Annotated in this window: 12 protein-coding genes and 6 pseudogenes; 13 read left to right on the top strand and 5 right to left on the bottom strand. The window is 69.9% G+C overall.

The window, feature by feature from the left end; genetic code table 11:
- Both ACIA6T_RS32395 and ACIA6T_RS32390 read right to left on the bottom strand, forming a co-directional pair.
- Nucleotides 1-302 (bottom strand): annotated as a pseudogene (locus ACIA6T_RS32395) (serine/threonine-protein phosphatase); the annotation flags it as partial.
- Nucleotides 303-372: 70 nt separating this feature from the next.
- On the bottom strand, nucleotides 373-672 hold the full coding sequence (locus tag ACIA6T_RS32390; protein WP_399450086.1) for a hypothetical protein: 300 nt from the start codon (nucleotides 670-672) through the stop codon (nucleotides 373-375).
- 187 nt (nucleotides 673-859) lie between these two features.
- Here ACIA6T_RS32390 and ACIA6T_RS32385 point away from each other — a divergent pair, with 187 nt between their 5' ends.
- Nucleotides 860-1450 carry an SMI1/KNR4 family protein gene (locus ACIA6T_RS32385; RefSeq protein WP_399450085.1) on the top strand — a complete coding sequence of 197 codons (591 nt, stop codon included), beginning with the start codon at nucleotides 860-862 and terminating at the stop codon, nucleotides 1448-1450.
- A gap of 84 nt (nucleotides 1451-1534) precedes the next feature.
- Here the strand turns inward: ACIA6T_RS32385 and ACIA6T_RS32380 are convergent.
- Nucleotides 1535-1750, bottom strand: a pseudogene (locus tag ACIA6T_RS32380) (IS630 family transposase); the annotation flags it as partial.
- A 66-nt stretch (nucleotides 1751-1816) separates the two neighbouring features.
- Here ACIA6T_RS32380 and ACIA6T_RS32375 point away from each other — a divergent pair.
- The 4 genes and pseudogenes from ACIA6T_RS32375 to ACIA6T_RS32360 form a co-directional block, all read left to right on the top strand.
- Nucleotides 1817-2505, top strand: a pseudogene (locus tag ACIA6T_RS32375) (IS5 family transposase); the annotation flags it as partial.
- 1134 nt (nucleotides 2506-3639) lie between these two features.
- Nucleotides 3640-4893, top strand: a complete 1254-nt coding sequence (ltrA, locus tag ACIA6T_RS32370; protein WP_399450084.1) for a group II intron reverse transcriptase/maturase — start codon at nucleotides 3640-3642, stop codon at nucleotides 4891-4893.
- 253 nt (nucleotides 4894-5146) lie between these two features.
- A pseudogene (locus ACIA6T_RS32365) lies at nucleotides 5147-5278 on the top strand (IS5/IS1182 family transposase); the annotation flags it as partial.
- A 490-nt stretch (nucleotides 5279-5768) separates the two neighbouring features.
- A complete protein-coding gene (locus tag ACIA6T_RS32360) occupies nucleotides 5769-6152 on the top strand; it encodes a hypothetical protein (protein WP_399450083.1) in 384 nt (127 codons plus the stop codon).
- Here the strand turns inward: ACIA6T_RS32360 and ACIA6T_RS32355 are convergent.
- Nucleotides 6119-6369: pseudogene (locus tag ACIA6T_RS32355) on the bottom strand (IS5/IS1182 family transposase); the annotation flags it as partial. The gene ACIA6T_RS32360 and the pseudogene ACIA6T_RS32355 sit on opposite strands and share 34 nt — an antisense overlap.
- On the opposite strand from ACIA6T_RS32355, the pseudogene ACIA6T_RS32350 reads away from it, so the two are divergent.
- Nucleotides 6363-6764: pseudogene (locus ACIA6T_RS32350) on the top strand (transposase family protein); the annotation flags it as partial. The pseudogenes ACIA6T_RS32355 and ACIA6T_RS32350 sit on opposite strands and share 7 nt — an antisense overlap.
- Before the next feature lie 397 nt (nucleotides 6765-7161).
- On the top strand, nucleotides 7162-7875 hold the full coding sequence (locus ACIA6T_RS32345) for an acetyltransferase (RefSeq protein ID WP_399450082.1): 714 nt from the start codon (nucleotides 7162-7164) through the stop codon (nucleotides 7873-7875).
- On the opposite strand, the gene ACIA6T_RS32340 is transcribed toward ACIA6T_RS32345, so the two are convergent.
- Nucleotides 7853-8842: a translation initiation factor 2 gene (locus ACIA6T_RS32340; protein ID WP_399450081.1), complete on the bottom strand. Its 990-nt coding sequence runs from the start codon at nucleotides 8840-8842 to the stop codon at nucleotides 7853-7855. The two genes, ACIA6T_RS32345 and ACIA6T_RS32340, sit on opposite strands and share 23 nt — an antisense overlap.
- Nucleotides 8843-8901: 59 nt before the next feature.
- Here ACIA6T_RS32340 and ACIA6T_RS32335 point away from each other — a divergent pair, with 59 nt between their 5' ends.
- From ACIA6T_RS32335 to ACIA6T_RS32310, 6 genes are all read left to right on the top strand, one after another.
- A complete protein-coding gene (locus ACIA6T_RS32335; RefSeq protein ID WP_399450080.1) occupies nucleotides 8902-13407 on the top strand; it encodes a peptidase C14 caspase catalytic subunit p20 in 4506 nt (1501 codons plus the stop codon).
- Nucleotides 13408-14790: an esterase/lipase family protein gene (locus ACIA6T_RS32330; protein ID WP_399450078.1), complete on the top strand. Its 1383-nt coding sequence runs from the start codon at nucleotides 13408-13410 to the stop codon at nucleotides 14788-14790. It abuts the gene before it with no gap.
- A gap of 13 nt (nucleotides 14791-14803) precedes the next feature.
- Nucleotides 14804-16744 (top strand): pentapeptide repeat-containing protein, encoded by a 1941-nt coding sequence (locus tag ACIA6T_RS32325; protein WP_399450077.1) that lies wholly within the window; start codon nucleotides 14804-14806, stop codon nucleotides 16742-16744.
- A gap of 59 nt (nucleotides 16745-16803) precedes the next feature.
- Entirely contained in the window at nucleotides 16804-17067 is a 264-nt protein-coding gene (locus tag ACIA6T_RS32320; protein WP_399450076.1) for a hypothetical protein, read from the top strand.
- Nucleotides 17025-17534 (top strand): hypothetical protein, encoded by a 510-nt coding sequence (locus ACIA6T_RS32315; RefSeq protein ID WP_399450075.1) that lies wholly within the window; start codon nucleotides 17025-17027, stop codon nucleotides 17532-17534. Before ACIA6T_RS32320 ends, ACIA6T_RS32315 begins: the two co-directional genes overlap by 43 nt.
- Nucleotides 17535-18334: 800 nt before the next feature.
- Nucleotides 18335-18655 (top strand): hypothetical protein, encoded by a 321-nt coding sequence (locus tag ACIA6T_RS32310; protein WP_399450074.1) that lies wholly within the window; start codon nucleotides 18335-18337, stop codon nucleotides 18653-18655.
- The last annotated feature ends 987 nt before the right edge of the window (nucleotides 18656-19642 follow it).

The raw sequence follows: 19642 nt of genomic DNA, 5'->3' as shown, positions 1-19642 counted from the left end.
CGGACCTGGAAGAGCGTCTCCTCCCGCTGGAGCCGCAGATGACTCGCGTACGCGGCCGCCAAGGTGACGGCGACGATCGCGGCGGCCGTGTACGGCGTCCCCAGATCGGAGTGGACGAAACTGAGGCCGATCATGACCAGCAGACAGAACGTCCCCAGCAGGACCGTCGGGAGCACGGGCCACAACGCGGCGGCGAGGGCGGGTGCCGCGGGCAGCAGGCGGCTGAAGGCGATCTCCCTCGGAGTGGAAGCCGCCAGGCCGGCGATGAGGACGGTGACCAGCACCGGTGACAGCAGCAGCACGGCTTCCCGCCGGCCATCGTCCGGACGATGGCGACGCCGGAACCTACCTGACTGAATCACAAAAGGGATCTTATCGGGACGATACGGAGATTGTGCCGGTTGCCTGGCTCGGCAACCGGTTCCTGACCGCGGCGAGGACCTCGGCGCGACTGCGCGGACCGTCGTCCGCGGCGACGAGGTGGTCGCCGATGCGCGGCGAGAAGGTGATCAGGCAGCGGGCCTCGACGTCGTCCTCGTCGGGACAGAAGGCTCCGCGGAGTGCGCGCAGGTGGTCCATGCGCCGGTTGTCGGCCCGGCGGAGGCAGCATGCGACGGCTTCGTCGCGTCGGGCCCGGTCGCGGATCGCGGGTTCGACCCCGGCGTCGGTCACGGGCATCCCGGCGGAGCCCACGTGGTCGAAGAGGCGCCCGCGACGACCATGACGTATCGGTCCCTACTGCTCTGACCCGGATGGTTCGCCGGGTCGAAGGTTCGTGCCGGCGTCGGCCCTTTCCTTTCTGTGGGGAGCGTGATCGCGTAGGTTGTGGCTTTTCGAAGAGGTACGTGAAGGAGTGGACGTGGGCGGAACCCCCGGGATGGCGGCGCTCGCGCAGGTCGTGTCGACGACGCACGGCGTGGACGAGCGGATCGACTGGAGTGAGCTCGAAGAGACCTGGGGGACCCGGTTTCCTGCCGACTATGTCGCCTTCATGGAGGTGTACGGGGCAGGGGAGCTCAGTGAGGCGATCGGCATACTGCTGCCGGTTCCGCGGCCCGATGCCTACTCGGACGGGTCCGGGCTGAAGGACGAGACGGCGAACGCCCGCGGCACCTGGGAGATGTGCGGCGGCAGGGCGGCCCTCGACGTGGACCCGGACTCCATACTGGCTTGGGGCGTCACCGGTGGCGCGGACATCTACTGTTGGCTGACCACGGGCGACGATCCCGACCTATGGCCCGTGCTCGTTTGCGGGCGGCACACGAATCCCCACTTCCAGGTCCACCCCTTCGGAATGGCGGAGTTCCTGCGCAGACTGCTCACCGATGAGGAATTCCAGGAGGAGACGATCAGTGTCGTCCTTCCGGGAGAGCCCTCCTTCGTCAACTGGCGTGAGCAGAAACGGCGTTTGGAGGCGGGCCTCGACCCGTCCACAGGGGAGCCCTGGTAATAGCAGCCACTTCGGAGCGGTTGACGGGATGCCTTGACCGGGCTCGGGATCCATGAGTCCGCAGGGAGCACCGTTCACGGCTGGTCACGTCGTCCTCAACGGCCGCTCACCCCAGCGGATGCGGGCGCGTTCCTTGCGTTCGGCGGCCAGGACGTCGCGGTGGCGGGCGTTGGCGTCGCGCCAGCGCAGGTAGGCGTGCAGGGCCCGGGTCTGTACGGTGTGGTTGGGGTGGTGGGAGTTGGCGAGCGTGAACTGCCGTAGCGGCCCGAAGCGGGCCTCGATGGGGTTGGCCCAGGACGCTTAACTGGCTCTAACAAAAGCTGTTTGATCATGTGCTTGTCTGTTTGATCGTTCGTTGATGTGGTCATGGGGAAGCGTCAGTCGCGGCCGTGGATCGTGTCGGACGAACTGTGGTCGTTCATCGAACCGTTTCTGCCCGAGCCGCCGAAGCAGGTCGAGGGCCGACCGCGGGTGCCGGACCGGCAGGCCTTGCGCGGGATCCTGTTCGTGTTGCATACCGGGATCCAGTGGGAGTACCTGCCCCAGGAGCTGGGCTTCGGCTCGGGCATGACGTGCTGGCGCCGCCTGGCGGCCTGGAACGAGGCCGGTGTCTGGGAGAAGCTGCACCAGCTGCTGCTGAACAAGCTCCGGTCGAAGAACCAGCTGGACTGGTCGCGGGCGGTGATCGACTCATCCCACGTCCGGGCCGCACGCAGGGGCCCAAAAGCGGGCCCAGTCCGGTCGACCGCGCACGGCCGGGCAGCAAGCACCACGTCCTCACCGACGGACAGGGCATCCCGCTCGCGGTGTCGCTGACCGGCGGGAACCGCAACGACGTCACCCAACTCCTGCCGCTGCTGGACAAGATCCCACCAGTGGCCGGAGTCGTGGACCGGCCACGACGACGCCCCGACATGCTCTTCGCGGACCGCGGCTACGACCACGGCAAGTACCGCCGGCTCCTGCGGCAGCGCGGCATCCGGCCCGTGATCGCGGAGCGGGGACAACCGCACGGCACCGGCCTGGGCGCCTTCCGCTGGGCCGTCGAACGCACCATGTGCGCCACGAGGCGCCCTGTTTGTATCCCCGGTTCAGCCGGGAGGAACTCGGAAGGAGGTTCCTGGGCCGGATGACTTGCCTGGATCCGAAAGGTGAAGGGGACAACAGCATGTCAGGAAACCAGTGACCGGGCTCAGTTGTCGGAGACGGTGTGCTGGGCGGCCCGCGCGATATGGCGAAGACTGGATTGTTTGAAGCCCAATCTCCAGAAGATGCAAGTTCCCATCCGCCGGAAATGACAGCTGAAACCGGTGCCGTACTCTGCCTCGGCTTCGATTGTTGGCCGGGGCACCTCCGGGGTATGGAGCGATGTCCAGCGAGGACATTCAAGGAGATGAGTGGGACGCCTGTGTCGCGCTAGAACGTACAGACAGGGACGAACGTGGGATCGCCTACGGGACGCGAGTCCTATGGCGACGGAGGCCCCGTAGTAGTCGCCGGAGTCACGACCGGCCAGGGAGGACGGGAAAGCCGTCCACATCGGGCGAAGGGGGCCAGGTGACTCGGACACATCAGGCCGGGAGGTATGCGAAATGGTGCGCCAGGAACGCGGAAGGTGAGGAAATGAGGTAGCGATCTCACCGAACGCGGTGCTGTGCAGGAGATGAAGGTTGTGGCCCTTCGAAGTCGCCCTGTGGGGGGAGACTTCAAACCACCGTGAGCTGCGGCGGTTAAATGCCGAACGTAGTGAGCGTCACGGAAAAGGCGCACTTGAGGCGTCAGGTGGGGATCAGGAAGGCGAGCGAAAGCAAGCCGCTGACGATATGTCGAAACATACTGAGACGACATCAAAACCGGGGTGTCATTTCGGCTCCGGGATGAGCCTGGCGGATGCCCGCTTATTGGCCAGACGGTGTCCGGCATGGAGGCGGCGCGAGCCTGATCTGCGGCTTCTGCAGGGAACCTGGGAAGGTGTCGCCCCGACACGGCGTCGGCGCACTGGGTACGGCGACGCGAGAGGGAGCACGCCAAGCGGCCGAAACCGCAAGGCGTTGAGTGCCGTCGCGGGGCACGCTGGCGGACCGGCTCGTAGTGGCGAAGAAGTCCCTGTAACGGGGGCGGAGTGAAGGGGCCGGGTCATCCGTGGCTGTGTTCGTTCGATCAACCGGACGTTCTCCGGGAGGAGTCGCGTGGGCGATCTGAAGCCGTCAAGCAAGCCGTTTGAGATTTCGAAGTGGAGTGTGTGGGAGGCATGGGAGAAGGTCAGGGCCAATAAGGGTGCACCGGGAGTGGATTCCTGCTCCATTGAGGACTTCGAGAAGGATCTTCAGAACAATCTGTTCAAGGTCTGGAACAGGATGTCCTCAGGGAGCTATTTCCCGCCTCCGGTGAAGGCGGTGGAAATCCCGAAGTCGCATGGCGATGGGGTCAGGATTCTCGACGTTCCCACTGTGGCCGATCGCGTCGCTCAAACGGTGGTGGCCATGCATCTGGAGCCCAAGGTGGAGCCTGTATTCCACGAGGACTCCTATGGATACCGGCTGCAAAGGTCGGCGTTGGACGCGGTGGCAAGATGCCGGGAGCGCTGCTGGAAAACGGACTGGGTCCTCGATTTGGACATCGAAAAGTTCTTCGACAGCGTGCCGCACGACCTCATCGTCAAGGTAGTGGAGGCACACACCGACGCCGATTGGGTGATTCTGTATGTCAAGCGGTGGCTTCGCGCCCCGCTGCAACTGCTCAACGGCACCCTGCGGGAGCGGGGCCGTGGGACTCCTCAGGGGTCAGCGGTTTCGCCCGTGCTGGCGAATCTGTTTCTCCACTACGCGTTCGACGCCTGGATGGCCCGGGAGTTCCCGACCATCCGGTTCGAAAGGTACGTGGACGACGCGGTCGTGCACTGCGCCAGTGAGCGGCAAGCCCGCATGCTGGCCAGGGCGATCGGAGACAGGTTGGAAGAGGTCGGGCTGCGACTGCACCCGGCCAAAACCCGGATTGTCTACTGCCGGGACGGAAGACGCCGAGGCTCATACGAGCACACGTCGTTCACCTTCCTGGGGTTCACGTTCCGCGCCCGCAAGGCGCGCGACAGGCATGGGGTGAACTTCACCTCGTTCCTGCCGGCGATCAGCCAGGAAGCCCTGAAAAGGATCAGCGGGGAGGTCCGCCGCTGGCGGATTCACCTGCGGACCGGTCACACCTTCGCCGAGCTCGCACAGAAGATCAATCCGATTGTGCGTGGCTGGATGCAGTACTACGGGGCGTTCTATCGCTCCGCGCTGGATTCCCTCCTCAAGCGTATCAATGCCTACCTGGTGCGCTGGATCCGCAAGAAATACAAGCGGCTGCACGGGTTCAAGAAGGCCAAGGCGGCCTGGGAGCGCGCCACACGGCGCTATCCCCGTATGTTCGCCCACTGGCCATGGATGCGTGCGGCCTGGTGATCAGGATGACGAGAGCCCGGTGAGTCGAGAGACTCACGCCGGGATCTGTGGGAGCCGGGGAGTGAGATTCTCCCCGGCCACCCGACCAGATCGCCGCAACGGCGCCGTGTGTCCTGCGCGAGCGGCCGGAATCGCTCACGCTGTAGTCACTGGAGAGCCGGATGATCGGGAAACCATCACGTCCGGTTCGGCGGGAGACCGCGCGGAAAAGGATCTGCCACGGCAGACACCTCGCCGCGCGGCCGACCCATCCTCCTGGCTGCACGGCTTCCGACGCCTACGCATCCGGTGGGAAAGACGCTACGACATCCACGAGGCCTTCCTCGGACTCGCCGTCTGCCTGATCACCCACCGCCACGTCCAGAGGCTTTGTCAGGGCCAGTAAGTGTGGCCGTATCGGCTGGTGATGGTCCACTTGGTGCCGGACGGATAGGGCTGCACGACGGTCTCGACAGGTGGCATTGCCCCAGTTTTCCTGGATCGAGTACCCGATGTGGGGCGGTTGGCGGGTATTGGGGCGTTGTGCTTTCCTCGAGCACCTGTGCGCCCCGTCAGGCCCTCTCCCGGCCCTCGTAGGTGCGGGGCACGGTCGACGCATGGGGGACACCAGGGAACAGGCGTGTGTGGGTCGCGGGGACGGTACGGACTGTCCGAACGGGGAGGACACCGTCACGGACGGGCCGCGATGCGAGGAGTGCCGGCACTATTGGGAGCTGGACGGCACGGAACCCGGACGCAGGCTGGTCGTGGATGACGGGCTGACACGTCCAATGGGGGATCCGAGGGAGGCTGGCCCCGGCACCGCGGCATAAAAGCGCGGTAGTCGTACGGGACAGGGCCAGGCACTGTCTCTCGGATCCGTCCGTGAGATCGTCGTGCTCGTGATCGACTCCTGGGTGATCAATGACGACAGCCTTGCCCCTGTGTCGTCCGAGGTGGTGCCGAAGGCACTTCGGTCGAGGATCGACAGCGGGCAGCTTGAGACGTGGCTGACCAGTTCGTCCGGACGGTTGCTGGTCTTCGTGACGAATACCGGGCGCGCGATGGTGAGACTGCTCGAAGAAGAGGGCGATCCCGGCGAGCATGCCGTGGACCCCGGAGCGCGGGGGTCGAGCGACGGATTCGTCCTTTCGAACGGGCAGAAAGACGCGTACCCGGATGAGGACACCGTTCCCATCCGTGAGGCGTTCGGGCTTGTGGAGCACATCGTTGGCACGGGCACTTGGCCTGCGGACGCGCGGTGGGTAGTCGATCGCTGAGCGGTCCAACGCCGGGCCCGGATGAGGATGGCGGCAAGGTGGAGTGCGGCCTGGTAGGCGATGGCGAGCTTGTCCGTTCGCATGGCCAGGCCGCGCCACCGCTTGAGCCGGTTGATGCACCGCTCGACCGTGTTGCGCTGCTTGTACGCCTCATGTCGAAAGCCGGGGGACGACCGCCGGCACGGCCTCGTCGCAGACGGTGGCCGATGGTCGAAGAATTACCGGTATTCCACGGACCATCAGGTCGTGATCGACGCCGGCACCCGCCTGGTCGTGGTGGTCGGCCGGCCGCTTGCCGGCAACCGCAACGACTGCAAGGCGTGGGAGGAGTCCGGCGCCAAAGCCGCCGTCGGCAGGACGCTCACGATCGCCGACGGCGGCCATCCGGGCACGGGACTCGTGATCCCTCACCGCCGCGAGCGCGGCCAGACCGAACTCCCGGCCTGGCAGGAGGAACGCAACCGCTCCCACAAGCAGGTCCGGGCCCCTGTCGAGCACGTCTCCGCCCGTATGAAGAGCTGGAAGACCCTCCGCGACTGCCGGCTCAAGGGCGATGGAGTCCACCACGCCGTGCTCGGCATTGCCCGCATGTGCAACCCCGCCCTGGCGGGATGGCGGCGAGCCACGCACCGTCACTGCCCCGCCCAGCGCGACTCAAAGATCGATTACGGGACGGCCATGGCCTTTCCCCGCCCGCGCACCGGAACCGACACCACCCCCAGCAGCACGCCAACAGGCCAAGGCTCCGTTCTCGGATCCTCAGGATCCGGTGTCTCGTGTGTCCAAGACCAAGGGCCAAGGCCCGTCAGGGCCGACATCAGTGTGGACTCGCCCTCTCATCGGCTGATCCACCCACGGCGCGGTGGCCGAAAGGCCGCCATCGCATCAGCTCCTATGCATACCCGGACAAGTACGGCGGGCAGAGTCGTCCAATACGACAGCCGCGAGGGGGAGTTGGATGTCACACGGCGTCAGGCTGGTACGGCAACGACGGAACCGTGACCTCCTCATGCGTCACCGCGCCGGGCCGCCCCCGTCTTCCCCGAAGGATCTGCTGATCATCGGGGCGGGCGGGATGGGCCGTGCTCTCGCATCGATGTGCGCCCAGGACGCCGACGAGACGGGCACACGACGGTGGCGGGTACGGGGCTTCATCGACGAGGACAGGGAACTCCACGGCGCCCGGGTCGACGGCCTGCCGGTCCTGGGCGGGCTGGAGGCCGTTGGCCGCTGCCCGAACGCGGCTCTGGTGATCTCGATCTGCCATGCCGACCACCAGGGCGCACGCCGCAGGATCGTTCGGACGCTGGGACTCCCGCCGCACCGGTACCCGACGATCGTCCACCGCACAGCGGTGGTCGATCCCAGTTGCACCATGGGGTACGGCACGGTGCTCATGCCCATGGTGTGCGTGCTGCCGGCGGTGGCGATCGGCGATCACGTGATCGTGCGGCCGCACACCATGATGGCGGCCGACGTCGTGGTCCGGGACTACGGCACCGTCGCGGCCCAGGTGTTCCTCGGGCGGCATGCCGTGGTCGAGGAGAACGCGTACGTCGGTGCCGGGACGAAGGTCAGGGAGTACGCCTCCGTCGGGTGGGGGTCCGTCGTCGGCATGGGGTCGCTCGTCCTCGGCCACGTGCCCCGGGGGGAGACGTGGGCGGGAAACCCCCTGAGACGTCTCGCCCCGGCCCCCCGGCTCACAGACCGCGGTCCGACATGACCTTCCGCTCGGCCCGCTCCACCTCGAACCGGGCGGCCGGGTCACCGCCGGCGCGCTCCACGGCACCGCGCACCAGGGCGAGGTAGAAGAGGGCCGGCGCGCAGGGTGTCCACCGCTCCTCCGGCTCGTCCGCGATGAAACCGAGCACCGACTCCGGGTCCGCGTCCACGAACTCGAACCGGTCGTGCTCCCACTTGTCGGTGACACCACGCGTCCAGCGCAGGCGCAGCGTCGGCTCGTCGAGCTCGGGCGCCACCGCGCGGAAGAACGCCGCCCACTGGTGGTTGATCACGTCGAGCCCGAAGCCGAGCAGCTCCACCTTGGTCTTGTCGCCGTCGTGTACGGCGAGCTCCTCGAAGATGGCGCGGCGCGCCACCGCGTGCAGGCTGACCGGGCTGCCGTCCCGGGGCAGGTCGTGCTGCTGGGCCAGGCCCTCGTTGGCCGAGGAGTTCCACCGCGCGCTGTTCGGCCCGGCGACCTGGGCGCTGCGCCGGGAGAACAGCATCCTGCCGTCCTTGCCGGTCTCCAGGGCCACGTTGACGCCGAAGCTGCAGTTCATCCAGGAGGGCGCGTCGGCCGGGTCACTGCCCTCCAGATACTGCTGGCGCAGCGTGAGGCCGTTCTTCTGCCGCCGGTCCAAGTTGAGCGAGGTGGTGAGGAAGTCGAAGTAGTCGGCGTCCCGCAGGGCGAGGGAGACCACGGGTTCCTCGGCCAGATGCGTACGGGTGACCACGACCCGCTCGACCGCGAAACGCGCGTTGTTCCAGCGGTGCGGCAGCCCGCTGGCCTCCTTGCGCTCCTCCTCCGCCTCGATGGACCGCCGCCAGGCGGCGATCTCCTCCGGGAACTGCACGCGCTTCGGCGTGTACTTGACGTGGACGTTCTCCTCGTCGACGGGCCGGGTCCCGTCCCCCTCGAAGAGATGACAGCCTGTCGCCCGGCCAACCATGGTAAATCTGTCTCGCATCGCCAACTCCATTGGTAAATAAGTTGTGGTGGGCACTTTCGGGGGGTGCTGTCGATCTCATGGTACGAAGCGACACGGACAACCGGCTGACGTTACTGAAGGTCGAACGGCGCTCCTCTTCCCTGGTGGGCACGATCGCCGTACCGGAGTACCTCCATCCGGACGCGGAGGAGCGGCGGAGACTGCGCCGCCCGCAGCTGGCCGAGGTCCGTGACCGCTTCACGGAGACGGTGCAGGAGAGACTGGGGTTCGGGAAGGCCCTCCGGGCCGACCGGGGCGGGGCGACCCGGCGGCAGCTGTGGGCCGGGCTGGAGGAATTCCTGGCCGACGGCGCCCAGCGGAAGATCCTCTACTGGACGGGGCACGGCGTCCAGCGCGGCGACGAGGGCTACTTCCTCGCCTGTGCCGACTCGTGGCAGTCGGGCGAGTTCGACCCCGCCCGGGCCGTCCCCCTGCTCGAGCTGGTGGGATTCCTGCTGCGGCCGGAGTACGAGACGGACACCCTGCTGGTCATCGACGCCTGCTCCTCGCAGAGCTACAACTCCCTGGGCGAGGCGGTGCGGCACGCCGTGGAGCTGGAACGGGACTCCGCGGTGATCCGGGCGCGAGAGAGCCGGCGGAAGGGCTTCGCCGTCATCGGCACCTCGGGGGCGGACGCGCAGGTGCCGGCGGGCCGCTGGGTGACATGGCTGGAGGAAGCGCTGGCGAAGCCGGACTTCGTGGCGGACGACCAGGCCCGCCCGTTCGAGCCGTCCGCGCTGTACCTGCCACTGCCGTATCTCTGCCGCGCCGTGGACGCGCGGGCCGCCGACGACGGTCTGGACGAACCCGCGCAGCGGCCGGACTGCAGGGAGGTCCGGGCGCTCCCCAACAACTTCCTCGACAACCCCCACTACCGTCAGTCCGACCGGCCGGTGTACACGCCGGCCGTGCTGACGCGGCGGAAGCCCTGGATCGAGGCCGAGCAGTTCGTTCTAGAGGAGAACAGTCACCTCAGCCGCCACTTCGCGGGCCGGCGGGAAGCGCTGAGTCGGATCGTGCGCTGGATGGACACCCACCCGAAGGGGCTGCTCGCGGTGACGGGCCTGGCGGGCACGGGGAAGACCACGCTGCTCGGCCGACTGGCCCTCACCTCCCTGCCGAGCTGGCGGGAGACCCTCGGCCCGGACCTCGACCCCGCGGCGCTGCCCCGGGCGGGGACCGTTCACGCGGCGCTGAGCTGCCGGGGGCAGTCCGCCCATTCGCTGGCCGCGCGTCTGCGGGAGGTGCTGACGGACATCGACGGGGCGCCGCCGCTGCCGGAGGAGCCGGTGACGTCGGAGAAGTTCACCGCCGCGTTCGAGGAGCTGGTCGGCCGGGCGGGTTCGGTGAACCTGCTCTTCGACGCGCTCGACGAGGCCCTCCCGGACCAGGCGCACGCGATCGCCCGGCACGTCCTGAGCCCTCTGGCGAACACGCCCGGTGTCCGGGTGATCGTCGGTACCCGGACGCAGCCCCGCCGGCGTACCACCGCGCCCGCGGGGGAGGAGTCGCTCCTGGACGCCCTGGAACTCAGCGTCGAACCCGTGGTCCTCGGGGACGACGAGGAGGCGCGCGCGAGCATCGCCGGCATGGTGCTGTCCGTGCTGGACACCGAGCAGTCCCCGTACCGGGGTGACGCGCGGCAGGAGGACCGCGACTGGACGGCGGAGACCGTCGCGGCACGGAGTCACGGCTCGTTCCTGGTGGCCCGGCTGGCCGCGGAAGGGCTCGCCCGGCGGACCACGGTCGCTGCCGAGGCCGAGCTGCTGGCGTGGCTGCGGGACGGCGGCGTGGACCTGCGCGCCCGCCTGGCGGAGGAGACGCGCCACCTGAGCGAGCAGCCCGGCGCACAGCGGGCCCACGAGGCGCTGCGGGCGCTGGCGGTGGTCCAGGGCCCCGGGCTGCCCCCGGACGAGGACTGGCTGGCGCTCGCCAACGCGCTGCGCGAGGCCGGCTCACCGGAGCTCACGCTGGAGGACCTGCGGCAGGTGTGCCGGAGGGCCGACGGCGGCATCGTCGCCACCCAGAAGGACGGCTCGCGGCAGGCGGCCGGGCGGATCCGCCATCAGTTGGCCCATCCGAGTTACGGCGAGTTCTTCCTCTCCGACGCCGGACTGACCGTCCGGGAGGCACACCGCAGGGTGCTCGACGCGTTACGCGCCCGCGTCGGCGGCGACTGGAGCGAAGACGACGAGTACACCCTCGAATACCTGGGCGCACACGCCGCCCAGGTGGGGCCGGACGCCCTGCGGGAGCTCTTCGAGGACGTGGGCTTCCTGCTGCGTACGAACCCCGATGTCATGCTGCCGCTCGCGGCGGGCCTGGCCCGGGACTGCGACGGCGCCGCGTTGTACGGCAGGGTCGCGGGCTCGTTCCCCCGCGCGTCCGGCCCGCTGCCGGCGTCGGTCCTGCTGGAGCGCAAGGCCCTGCTCAGCGCCACCGCCTTCGTCAGCCACCGCGACGCGACGTACCGGACGCTGCGACACGCCGACGGCTTCCTGCCCTGGCAGGAGTACTGGACCGATGTCCCGCCGGACCCCCCGGAATGGCGGCGCGCGGCGCCCTCGGGCGGCGCGCGGGCGCTGAGCTGGCGCGCCGGGACCGGGGCGGCGGGGCTGACCTACGCGGACACCCTGACCGCCGGCGGACCGGGGGAGATCCAGGTCCTGCACCCGGAGTCGGGCGCCCGGCTGCTGACCCGTCGGCTGCCCCGGACCGGCGGGGAGCGCGGACGCCCGCTCAGCGAGGTGCGCGAGGTGGACGCGGGAGCCCGCTGGGTCACCGTCGCCCGGGACGACCAGGCCGTGTACTTCTGGCGCGCGGGTGCCCGGATGCCCGATCAGGAGTACCGGTGGGGCGGCAGTGTGCGCGCCCTGTCGGTGGCCGAGGTGGAGGGCCGGAGCGTGGCCCTGGCGGCCGACGGGGACCGGGTGTGGGTGTGGTTCTGGAAGAGCGGCACGCACCTGGACACGCAGCTGAAGGAGGTCCGTACGGCGGATGTGCGGCAGCTCGCCGCCCTCACCCTGGGCACGCGGATGTTCGTCCTGACGGCGGGCGCCGAGCGGGTGGAGCTGTTCGAAGTGGGCCGCACCCGCAACGGGATCGACGGTCTGCGCGCCTGCCGGACCGCTCCCGGCGTGACCCTGGCGGCACCCGCGATGGCCGCCGCGGCGTTCGCGGTCTCGCCGCGGGAGGGTTTCCTCGCCGTGGCCGACGGGACCGCTGTGTACGTCTGGCGGTGCGAGGCCGTGTCCGGCCCCGAGCCGGTCGTGGAAGAGGTGGGGACGTACCCCTCGAACGCGCGCGGCCTGGCCTTCGGGCGGTACGGCGATGAGCTGTTGCTCGCCGGATACGAGGAGGTGGCCGTCCGGATCTGGTCCGTCAGGAGGTCCGGACGCGAGGCCACGCTCGTTCTGAACGCCCCCCGGGAGGGCGCCATGGCGTTCGAACCGGGCGGTCAGGGACTGCTCGCGGTCGCCGACGGCCCGTACATCCGGGTGGTGGACGTGGTCCCCGCGCTGGAGGCCGGCTACGGGATCCAGCGACGGCCGAGCAACGAGCGCCCGGTCCTCGCCCTGGCCGGCGCGCCGGACGGTCCGCCGCTGCTGTGCCGGGCCTGGCACGACCGGATCCGGGTCTCCCGGCCGGAGCAGGGGGATCCGGCCGCCCTTCCGGCTACGGAACTCGCCCACGACGGGCGCACGGTGACGGCGGTGGCCGCGGTGCGGGCGGCGGACGGCTGGACGGTGGCCGCGGCGGCCGGCCGGACCGTACGGTTGTGGCGGCTCGACGACAGCCTGTCGGTCATCACCCACCGGGACATCCCGCTCGGCGGGGACGCCGGCCAGCCGGCCCGCGCGCTGAGCCTGGTCGGCGACCCCGCCGCCGGCACGCTGCGGCTGAGCGTGGCGGACGGTCGGCGGCTGGTACGCCACGAGGTGCCGGCCGATGTCTCGTCCACCGGGATCGCGGTGCGCGAGATCCGGGCCGACCGCGGGTTCTGCGGGATCGACACGAGGATCCTGCGGGACGGTACACACTGGATGGCCGGTGATCTGAGTGACCAGCTGCGGGTCTGGACCGAGGACGAGCAGGGCGTCGAGCAGCGCGTCCTGCTCTCGGCCGCCCCCTCCTGCCTCGCCCTCGGGGAGCTGTACGACGACGAGGACGACGCCTCGATGCCCATGCTGGCCTGGGCGGACCACGGCAGCGTGTACGTCAAGGACTGCTCCGGCGACGAGAGCATCCACCCCCCGGAGCGGCTGCCGGGGGACTTCCCCGACGTGACGTCCCTGGTGTTCGCCGGCCCCGTGGAGCGGCCGGTGCTGCTGCTCTGCATGCCGGAGACGGTGTCACGCGCATGGGACGTCTGGTCCCGGGAATGGCTGGACGGGCCGGGGATTCCCATGCGTGGGTACGACGTGCACGCCGTCCGTACCGCGATGGACCCGGAGGGTCTGGTGGTGGCGCTGCAGGGGGAGGACCGTTGCGATCTGATCCGGCTGCCGCACACGTTCTTCGGCGCCGGGACACGGGGAGAGTGAATGAAACACGATCTGGTGGTTTTCGTCCCGGGGTTCCTGGGCACGCGACTGTGCCGGGACGGCCGGGACGTCTGGGCGCGGTGCGGTGAGCAGCTGATCGGCTCGGCGGCTGCGGCGCTCACCGAGGTGGCCCTCCCGCCGGGGCTGGGGGACGCGCCGCCCGAGGGCCCCTTCCAGCTGGACGCCGACGCGCTGCTGCAGGTCCCGGACTCCGTGCCCGGGCTGCTGTCCTGCATGGGCTACCCCGATATCCGTACCGCTCTCGGTGACCCGCTCGACGCGCAGTTCGTGCCGTTCGGTTACGACTGGCGGCTGTCCCACCGGCTGGTGGCCCGGCAGCTGAAGGCGCGGGTGGCGCGCGAACTCGACCGGTGGCACGCGGAGGTCGACGCGTACTACCCGGACCGGCCCGATGATCCGCGCGTCATTCTGGTCTGCCATGCGACGGGCGGTCTGATCGGACGGCACTACCTGGAGTGCGAGGACGGCCGGGAGACCGCCCGGACCCTGATCACCCTCGGCACCCCGCAGCAAGGGCTGGTCCAGGCCGCCCGGCTGCTGGCCGGTCAGGCGGTCCCCGGCGACCTGGGCCCCGGCGCGGACGTGGCCGCCCGGCTGAACGAGGCGCTGCGCGACTGGGCGGTCAACCTGCCGGCGGTCGTCGAGATGCTGCCGGTGGGGTACCCCGCCGTGCGGGTCGAGGGGAAGAGCCGCGAGCGGAGGATCACCGACAGCCGCTACCCGGTTCCCGGGCTGCCGGGCGACGCCGTCCGCGAGGCGCTGGCCTTCCAGGAGGAGTTCCGCTCGGGGTGCGACGAGCACCGGCGCGTCGGCCCCCTCCCGTACACCGTGCACTGCCTCGGCAGCGTCGACTTCCCGAGCCCCGAGGCGCTCGTGCTCTCCTCCGACGGGTCGCGGATCACCGACAGCCTGCTGGGGTCCGGCGACGGGACGGTGCCGCGCCGGTCGGCCGTCGCGGACTGGACCGGTACGGACCCCATGCTGTGGACCGACTGCCGGAACGCGGACCTGGCGAGCGGTCCCGCGCTCCGGGACGCGATGCTCGCGATCCGCGCGGGACGCCCGCCCGGCGACACACTCGCCGGTGGGGAGGGCATCGCGCTGCACTTCCCCCGGGACCCGGTCGCCGCCGGCCGTCCGTTCGTGATCGAGCTGCTGGGGCACGACCTGCCGCGACGCAATCTGCGGACGTTCATGTGGCGTTCGGGCCGTCCCGACAGACAACCCGTCGTCTTCCGGCAGTACGAGCCCGACCGCTACCGGGCGGAACTGGAAGCCGCCCCCGGACGCTGGGTGGTCGAGGCGCTGGTCGACCGGCCGAAGGGGCGCGACCGGAGGGACGTGACGGTCGTGGCGGTATGAGACGGGAGCTGGAATGACCGGAACCGACGCCCCCGCGTGGCCGCAGTGCGGACACCTGGACGCCGGGGAATGCTGCCGGGGGCGCAGGGTGGGCCCGTACACGGCCTGCCTGGCGCATCTGGACAGCGCCGAACGGGCCGCCCACCTGGCCTCGCTGACCCCCGGCGCCGACCTCGACCACCGGGGCACACCCTTCACCCAGAGCCTGCTCGACGAACTCCTCGCACCGCTCAGGGAGCCGGGGAGCGGGCGGGCGCGAGTGGGGGAGGCGTCCTTCGACGAGGTGCGGTTCACCGGAGACGCGGAGCTCGAAGAGATCGACTTCGACGGCTTCTGCTCCTTCGCGTCGGCCGTGTTCGGCGGGGGTGTGTACGTCCGTGAGGTGCGTACCGGGGGCGATTTCCGCCTCGCTGCGGCGCAGGTCGCGGGAGACGTGTGGCTCGACGACACCGAAGTGGGTGAGGACGCCTGGTTCTACGAGGCGCGGATCAGGGGCACGCTGCGGTTCTGTGTCCGCGAGGTCGGCGGCAGTGCGATGTTCAAGGGCATGACGTGCGGGAACGCCTACTTCTCGGGTGTCCGGGTGGGGGGCGTGGCCTCCTTCGGCGGGGCGGTCATCGACGGGGAGGCCGCCTTCGACGGCGCGGTCTTCGAGGAAGGGGCCGACTTCGAGAAGGTCCGGATCGCCGGCCGGGCCTGTTTCGACGGTACGCATTTCCACCGGGGCAGGGCCTGCTTCAGCGGGGCGGACATCGGCGGGGACATGCCGTTCGCCGAGGCTCACTTCGCGGCGGAAGCCACGTTCGACGGGGCCGCGATCGGCGGTGACCTGTCGTTCTCCGGGGCCCGGCTGGAGGCCGGCGTGGATTTCCGGCGGGCGGTGTTCCGGCGCACCGCCCGGATCGGCCCGCTGGTCTGCCCGGGCACGGTGGACTTCTCCCACGCCCTGTTCGAGGCCGCGTTGACGCTGGAGGCCGCCGCGCGGGAGGTCCGCTGCCGGCAGACGCGGTGGGCGTCCACCGCCGCGCTGCGGCTGCGGTACGCCGAGGTGGACCTGAGCGACGCCGTGGTGGAGTTCCCGGTGACCGTCGTCGGCCGGCCCCGCCCGTTCGTCTCGCCGGAGGGCGAGGTGATCGCCGAACCGGGGCTCACCGACGACCGGGTGCGTGTCGCCTCGGTCAAGGGCGTGGACGCCGCGTACCTGGTGCTGGCCGACGTCGACCTGACCGGCTGTCTCTTCGTGGGGGCGGTCCACCTGGACCAGCTGCGGCTCGAAGGCCGCTGCGTCCTGTCGTCACCCGTCGGGCTGCGCTGGATGCGCCGCCGGGTCCTCGCCGAGGAGCACCACTGGCGGGCGACCCGGTACGGCGACGGCTGGACACCCGCGCCACCGGGCGTCGAGACGCATGAACCCGCCGTGCTCGCGCCGGTCTACCGACAGCTCCGCAAGGCGCTCGAGGACGGCCGGAACGAGCCCGGCGCGGCCGACTTCTACTACGGCGAGATGGAGATGCGCCGCCACGACACCGCGGCGTCCCGCGGTGAGCGGACGCTGCTGCGGCTGTACTGGGCACTCTCCGGATACGGTCTGCGCGCCGTGCGTGCCCTGACCTGGCTGGTCCTGGCGATGACGGCCACCGTGCTCACGATGATGCTGTGGGGACTGCCGCAGACCGACCCGGACCCGGTCAGTGCGGGGACCACCGACGGCCGGCGAATAACCCTGACAACCAGGAAGCCGACACCCGTCAACCCGGAAGGGCCGTACACAAGGCGTCTGTCGGCCGAGCGATTCGAGAAGTCCTTGAGGGTGGTGGCCAACTCGGTGATCTTCCGGGCCTCCGGACAGGACCTGACCACCACCGGGACGTACGTCGAGATGACCGCCCGCCTCGTCGAGCCGGCCCTGCTCGGGCTCGCCGTCCTCGCCGTGCGCAGCCGCGTGAAGCGATGACGTGCCCCGGGCGCGCCGGGCACGCCGTTGCGCCGGATCAGTGTGCGGTCACCGCATCGGTGTCCATCGCCATGGACGGGACGATCGTGGAGAAGGGCTTCCTGAGCTCGGTGAAGGGGCTGGGTGACGGCATCGACACCATGAACTGTGACTCCGTCCACCGGGCCGACGTGCTCGGTTCCAGGCCCGGCCTCGTCCAGGCCGTGGGCCGCGCGCTGCGGATGCAACCGGGCGAGGGGCCGTTCCACTCCCTCGACACGGCGCGTGCCTTCTCGGCCCGGTGTTCGAGGCCGATGACTCCACGGGCGTCACCGGCCGCATAGGTGAGTGGCTCTGGTACCCCAGCACCCGCGGCCTTCCTCCCCCCGAGCCGGGGCGCGGTGTGGAGATCATGGACGCGCCCTCGCCGACGGTGACCGGCAGCGGGCCGGACGGGTCGGTGATCCACCGGGTGCCCGGCAGCGGGCCGGGGTTCGTTTTCCGGTTGTGGGAGATGAAGAAGTTCACCGCGGAGAAGACGAAGCCGAGCGGCACGGTCCGCAAGGCGTGGCAGCAGTTGAACACCTGGGGCGCGCGGTACCAGGGCCAGATGTCGTGGACAGGTCGGGAGCTGGCTTCCGACACACGGGAGCTCGTCGTCTCGATCGCGCGGCAGTGGGCGGACGCGAAGGCGTCGGCGAACGGCGGAGTCAGCATTGCGCTCGACGCCGCGGACACCCGGACACGGCCTGCGACCGCTCGCACCAGCACTTCACCACCCACACCCACCCGGGCGCGCTGCGGGGTGTGATGGTGGCGATCGAGGATCTTGACGATTTCGCGCAGGACGTGAGGAGGCACGTGCGGAGCGCACTCTGGACCCGGAGGTGCTCGCGTCCGCGCTCGGCGAGTACCGGGCGGGTGGGGTGCTGCCCAGCGCACAGGACCTACGGGGCGCGGACTGTTCCACTCCGAGAAGAAGCCGTACCGGCCGGAGGGGCTCTGGGTTACCGCCCTTTTCCGGGATTGACAGCGTGGGGTCGCCTCGGTCGGGGGATACCAGGGCCATCGGACGTACTGGGGGACTGATGGGGCACACCGCCGTCCACTCGGTCTGGGGCCGGCTGGACGATCTCGGGTGTGGTCGTACCTGGAGCGGAATTCACCGCGTGAAAGATTTGAAGTTGGCGTGCCCGGAGTGCCGAGGACGGGTCTTTGCCCGTGTTTCCCGACATGGCTTCCGGCACTTCTACCATCAGGTCCGGCCGCAGGACTGCGAGCCGGCGAACGAATCGGCGGAGCACCACCTGTTGAAGCCCGAGCCGGCAGTGGCGGATCGAGCAGCAGGGTGGCGAGCGGAGCTGGAGGTCAGCACCGAGGCCCGGAGCTGGCGGGCCGATGTGACGGTCTTCGACGGGAATCACCGTCCCTTCGTGGCTCTCGAAGCGTGGTTGTCGCCTATGCCGTCCGAAGACGCGCGCATGCGTACGGACCGCTATGCACAGGACGGAGTGGCCGTGTGCCGGGTCACCGTGCAGGACCGGCCGTGGGAGCGCGCTATTCCCTGCCCGCGGACGCGCCCTCCGCGACAGCTGGATGGTGTGGCACGGGATGGCGCGCTACATCTGGTCACCGCGCGCGCTGAAGGCAAAAGCGAAGTGGGAGCACGTAACCTGCCCGCTCCAGGACGCGATCACGTGGATTCTCGCCGGGCGGGTTCAGGCCCACACGGGCGCGACCGGCGTGGTGTGGTGGACCGCTCCCGCGTACGAGGACCCGGCCGTTGCCCGTGCCCGGTTGGAGGCCGAAGCCGAAGCCCTCGAACGGGTTGCTGCTGCCGAACGTCGGCGCCAAGACGCCGAACGACGAGCAGCCGCCGCTGCGCAACGCCACCGGGACGCCGCCGGGACGGGCACAGGAGCGGGAGGCTGAGTTACAGCGCCTGGCGGGATTCTTCGAGCATGCGGGCCCGATGCGGCAGTGGGGGAGACGTTCACACAGATGGTTCGCTCCGCTTCGGGCAAGACGGTCGAGTACGGAAATACCAGCCCATCCCACGGCAATGGATTACCCGTCCATGCCCGGCCGTGATGAGCAGGCGATGGGGTCACGCTTGCCGGTGTGAGGTGCCCCGCCCCTTCAGCACTCGCCGAATGGTCGAAGGAACTTACGATTCTGGTGCCGAACCAGGTATGGCTCTCTCGGATCCAAGCCGGCGCCCAGACGTCACTGAAGGTGGCAATGCTGAACCCGGTTACCGGCCGCAGCAGGTTCCTGCGTGCCCTCCCTGCTCCGCTGGGTCTGGCGGAGTAGTGACCCCATGGCTGTCGGGGCTCGAGCCACATCGCCCCGGACCGGTCGTAACTGGCCGCCCATGCGTCCGGCCCGCGGGCGCCGAACGCAGCCAGTCCGGCGCCCACTTCCGCCCCGGTACAACGGGAAACGCTGCCACGGGCGGCAGGTCCTCGAACGCGACGGTGGCCGCGGCCTGTTCGAACGGCAGTTGCTGCACCTCACCGTCGGGACCGGCGATGGCGAGGTGCGCCGCCAGAACATGAGCAGCGCCCGCATTCAGGCCCGTCCCTGCACCCGAGTCCGTCACCGCGTCCCGACTCAGTCCTCCACCCGGGCCCATGTCCCCGCTGTCACAGCGGCCTTGATGCGGCGGCGGCGGCGGTTCCCCGCCTGCCGACCCTGGACCGGGCGCAGCGCGCGCCGGCTGTGGCTGATGGGTTCGATTCCGGACAGGTTCCGCGAGCAGTTGCCGGACAACGCCTGCTTCCTTGCGCTCCGATGACAACCGGTAGGGCCGGTTTCGCGTCGAATGAGCCGGGCCTGAAGCCCGTGCTGTGCGCCTGACGGGCCAGACGAGGCAGGCCGCGATCCTGCTGTGCCCGAAGCGGTCCGGGAAGACGGCAG

It is taken from the genome of Streptomyces sp. NPDC051740 (genome assembly GCF_044453165.1).
In the GTDB taxonomy this organism is placed as follows: Bacteria; Actinomycetota; Actinomycetes; order Streptomycetales; family Streptomycetaceae; genus Streptomyces; species Streptomyces atrovirens.
Note: the sequence above shows the minus strand (reverse complement) of the source record. Positions and strands in the feature narration are given on the sequence as shown.

Excerpts from the sequence above, each read along its gene's own strand:
- ACIA6T_RS32345 (WP_399450082.1), top strand. The coding sequence starts at position 7,162 with ATGCGTCACCGCGCCGGGCCGCCCCCGTCTTCCCCGAAGGATCTGCTG.
- ACIA6T_RS32340 (WP_399450081.1), bottom strand. The coding sequence starts at position 8,842 with ATGCGAGACAGATTTACCATGGTTGGCCGGGCGACAGGCTGTCATCTC.
- ACIA6T_RS32335 (WP_399450080.1), top strand. The coding sequence starts at position 8,902 with ATGGTACGAAGCGACACGGACAACCGGCTGACGTTACTGAAGGTCGAA.
- ACIA6T_RS32330 (WP_399450078.1), top strand. The coding sequence starts at position 13,408 with ATGAAACACGATCTGGTGGTTTTCGTCCCGGGGTTCCTGGGCACGCGA.
- ACIA6T_RS32325 (WP_399450077.1), top strand. The coding sequence starts at position 14,804 with ATGACCGGAACCGACGCCCCCGCGTGGCCGCAGTGCGGACACCTGGAC.
- ACIA6T_RS32310 (WP_399450074.1), top strand. The coding sequence starts at position 18,335 with ATGGCGCGCTACATCTGGTCACCGCGCGCGCTGAAGGCAAAAGCGAAG.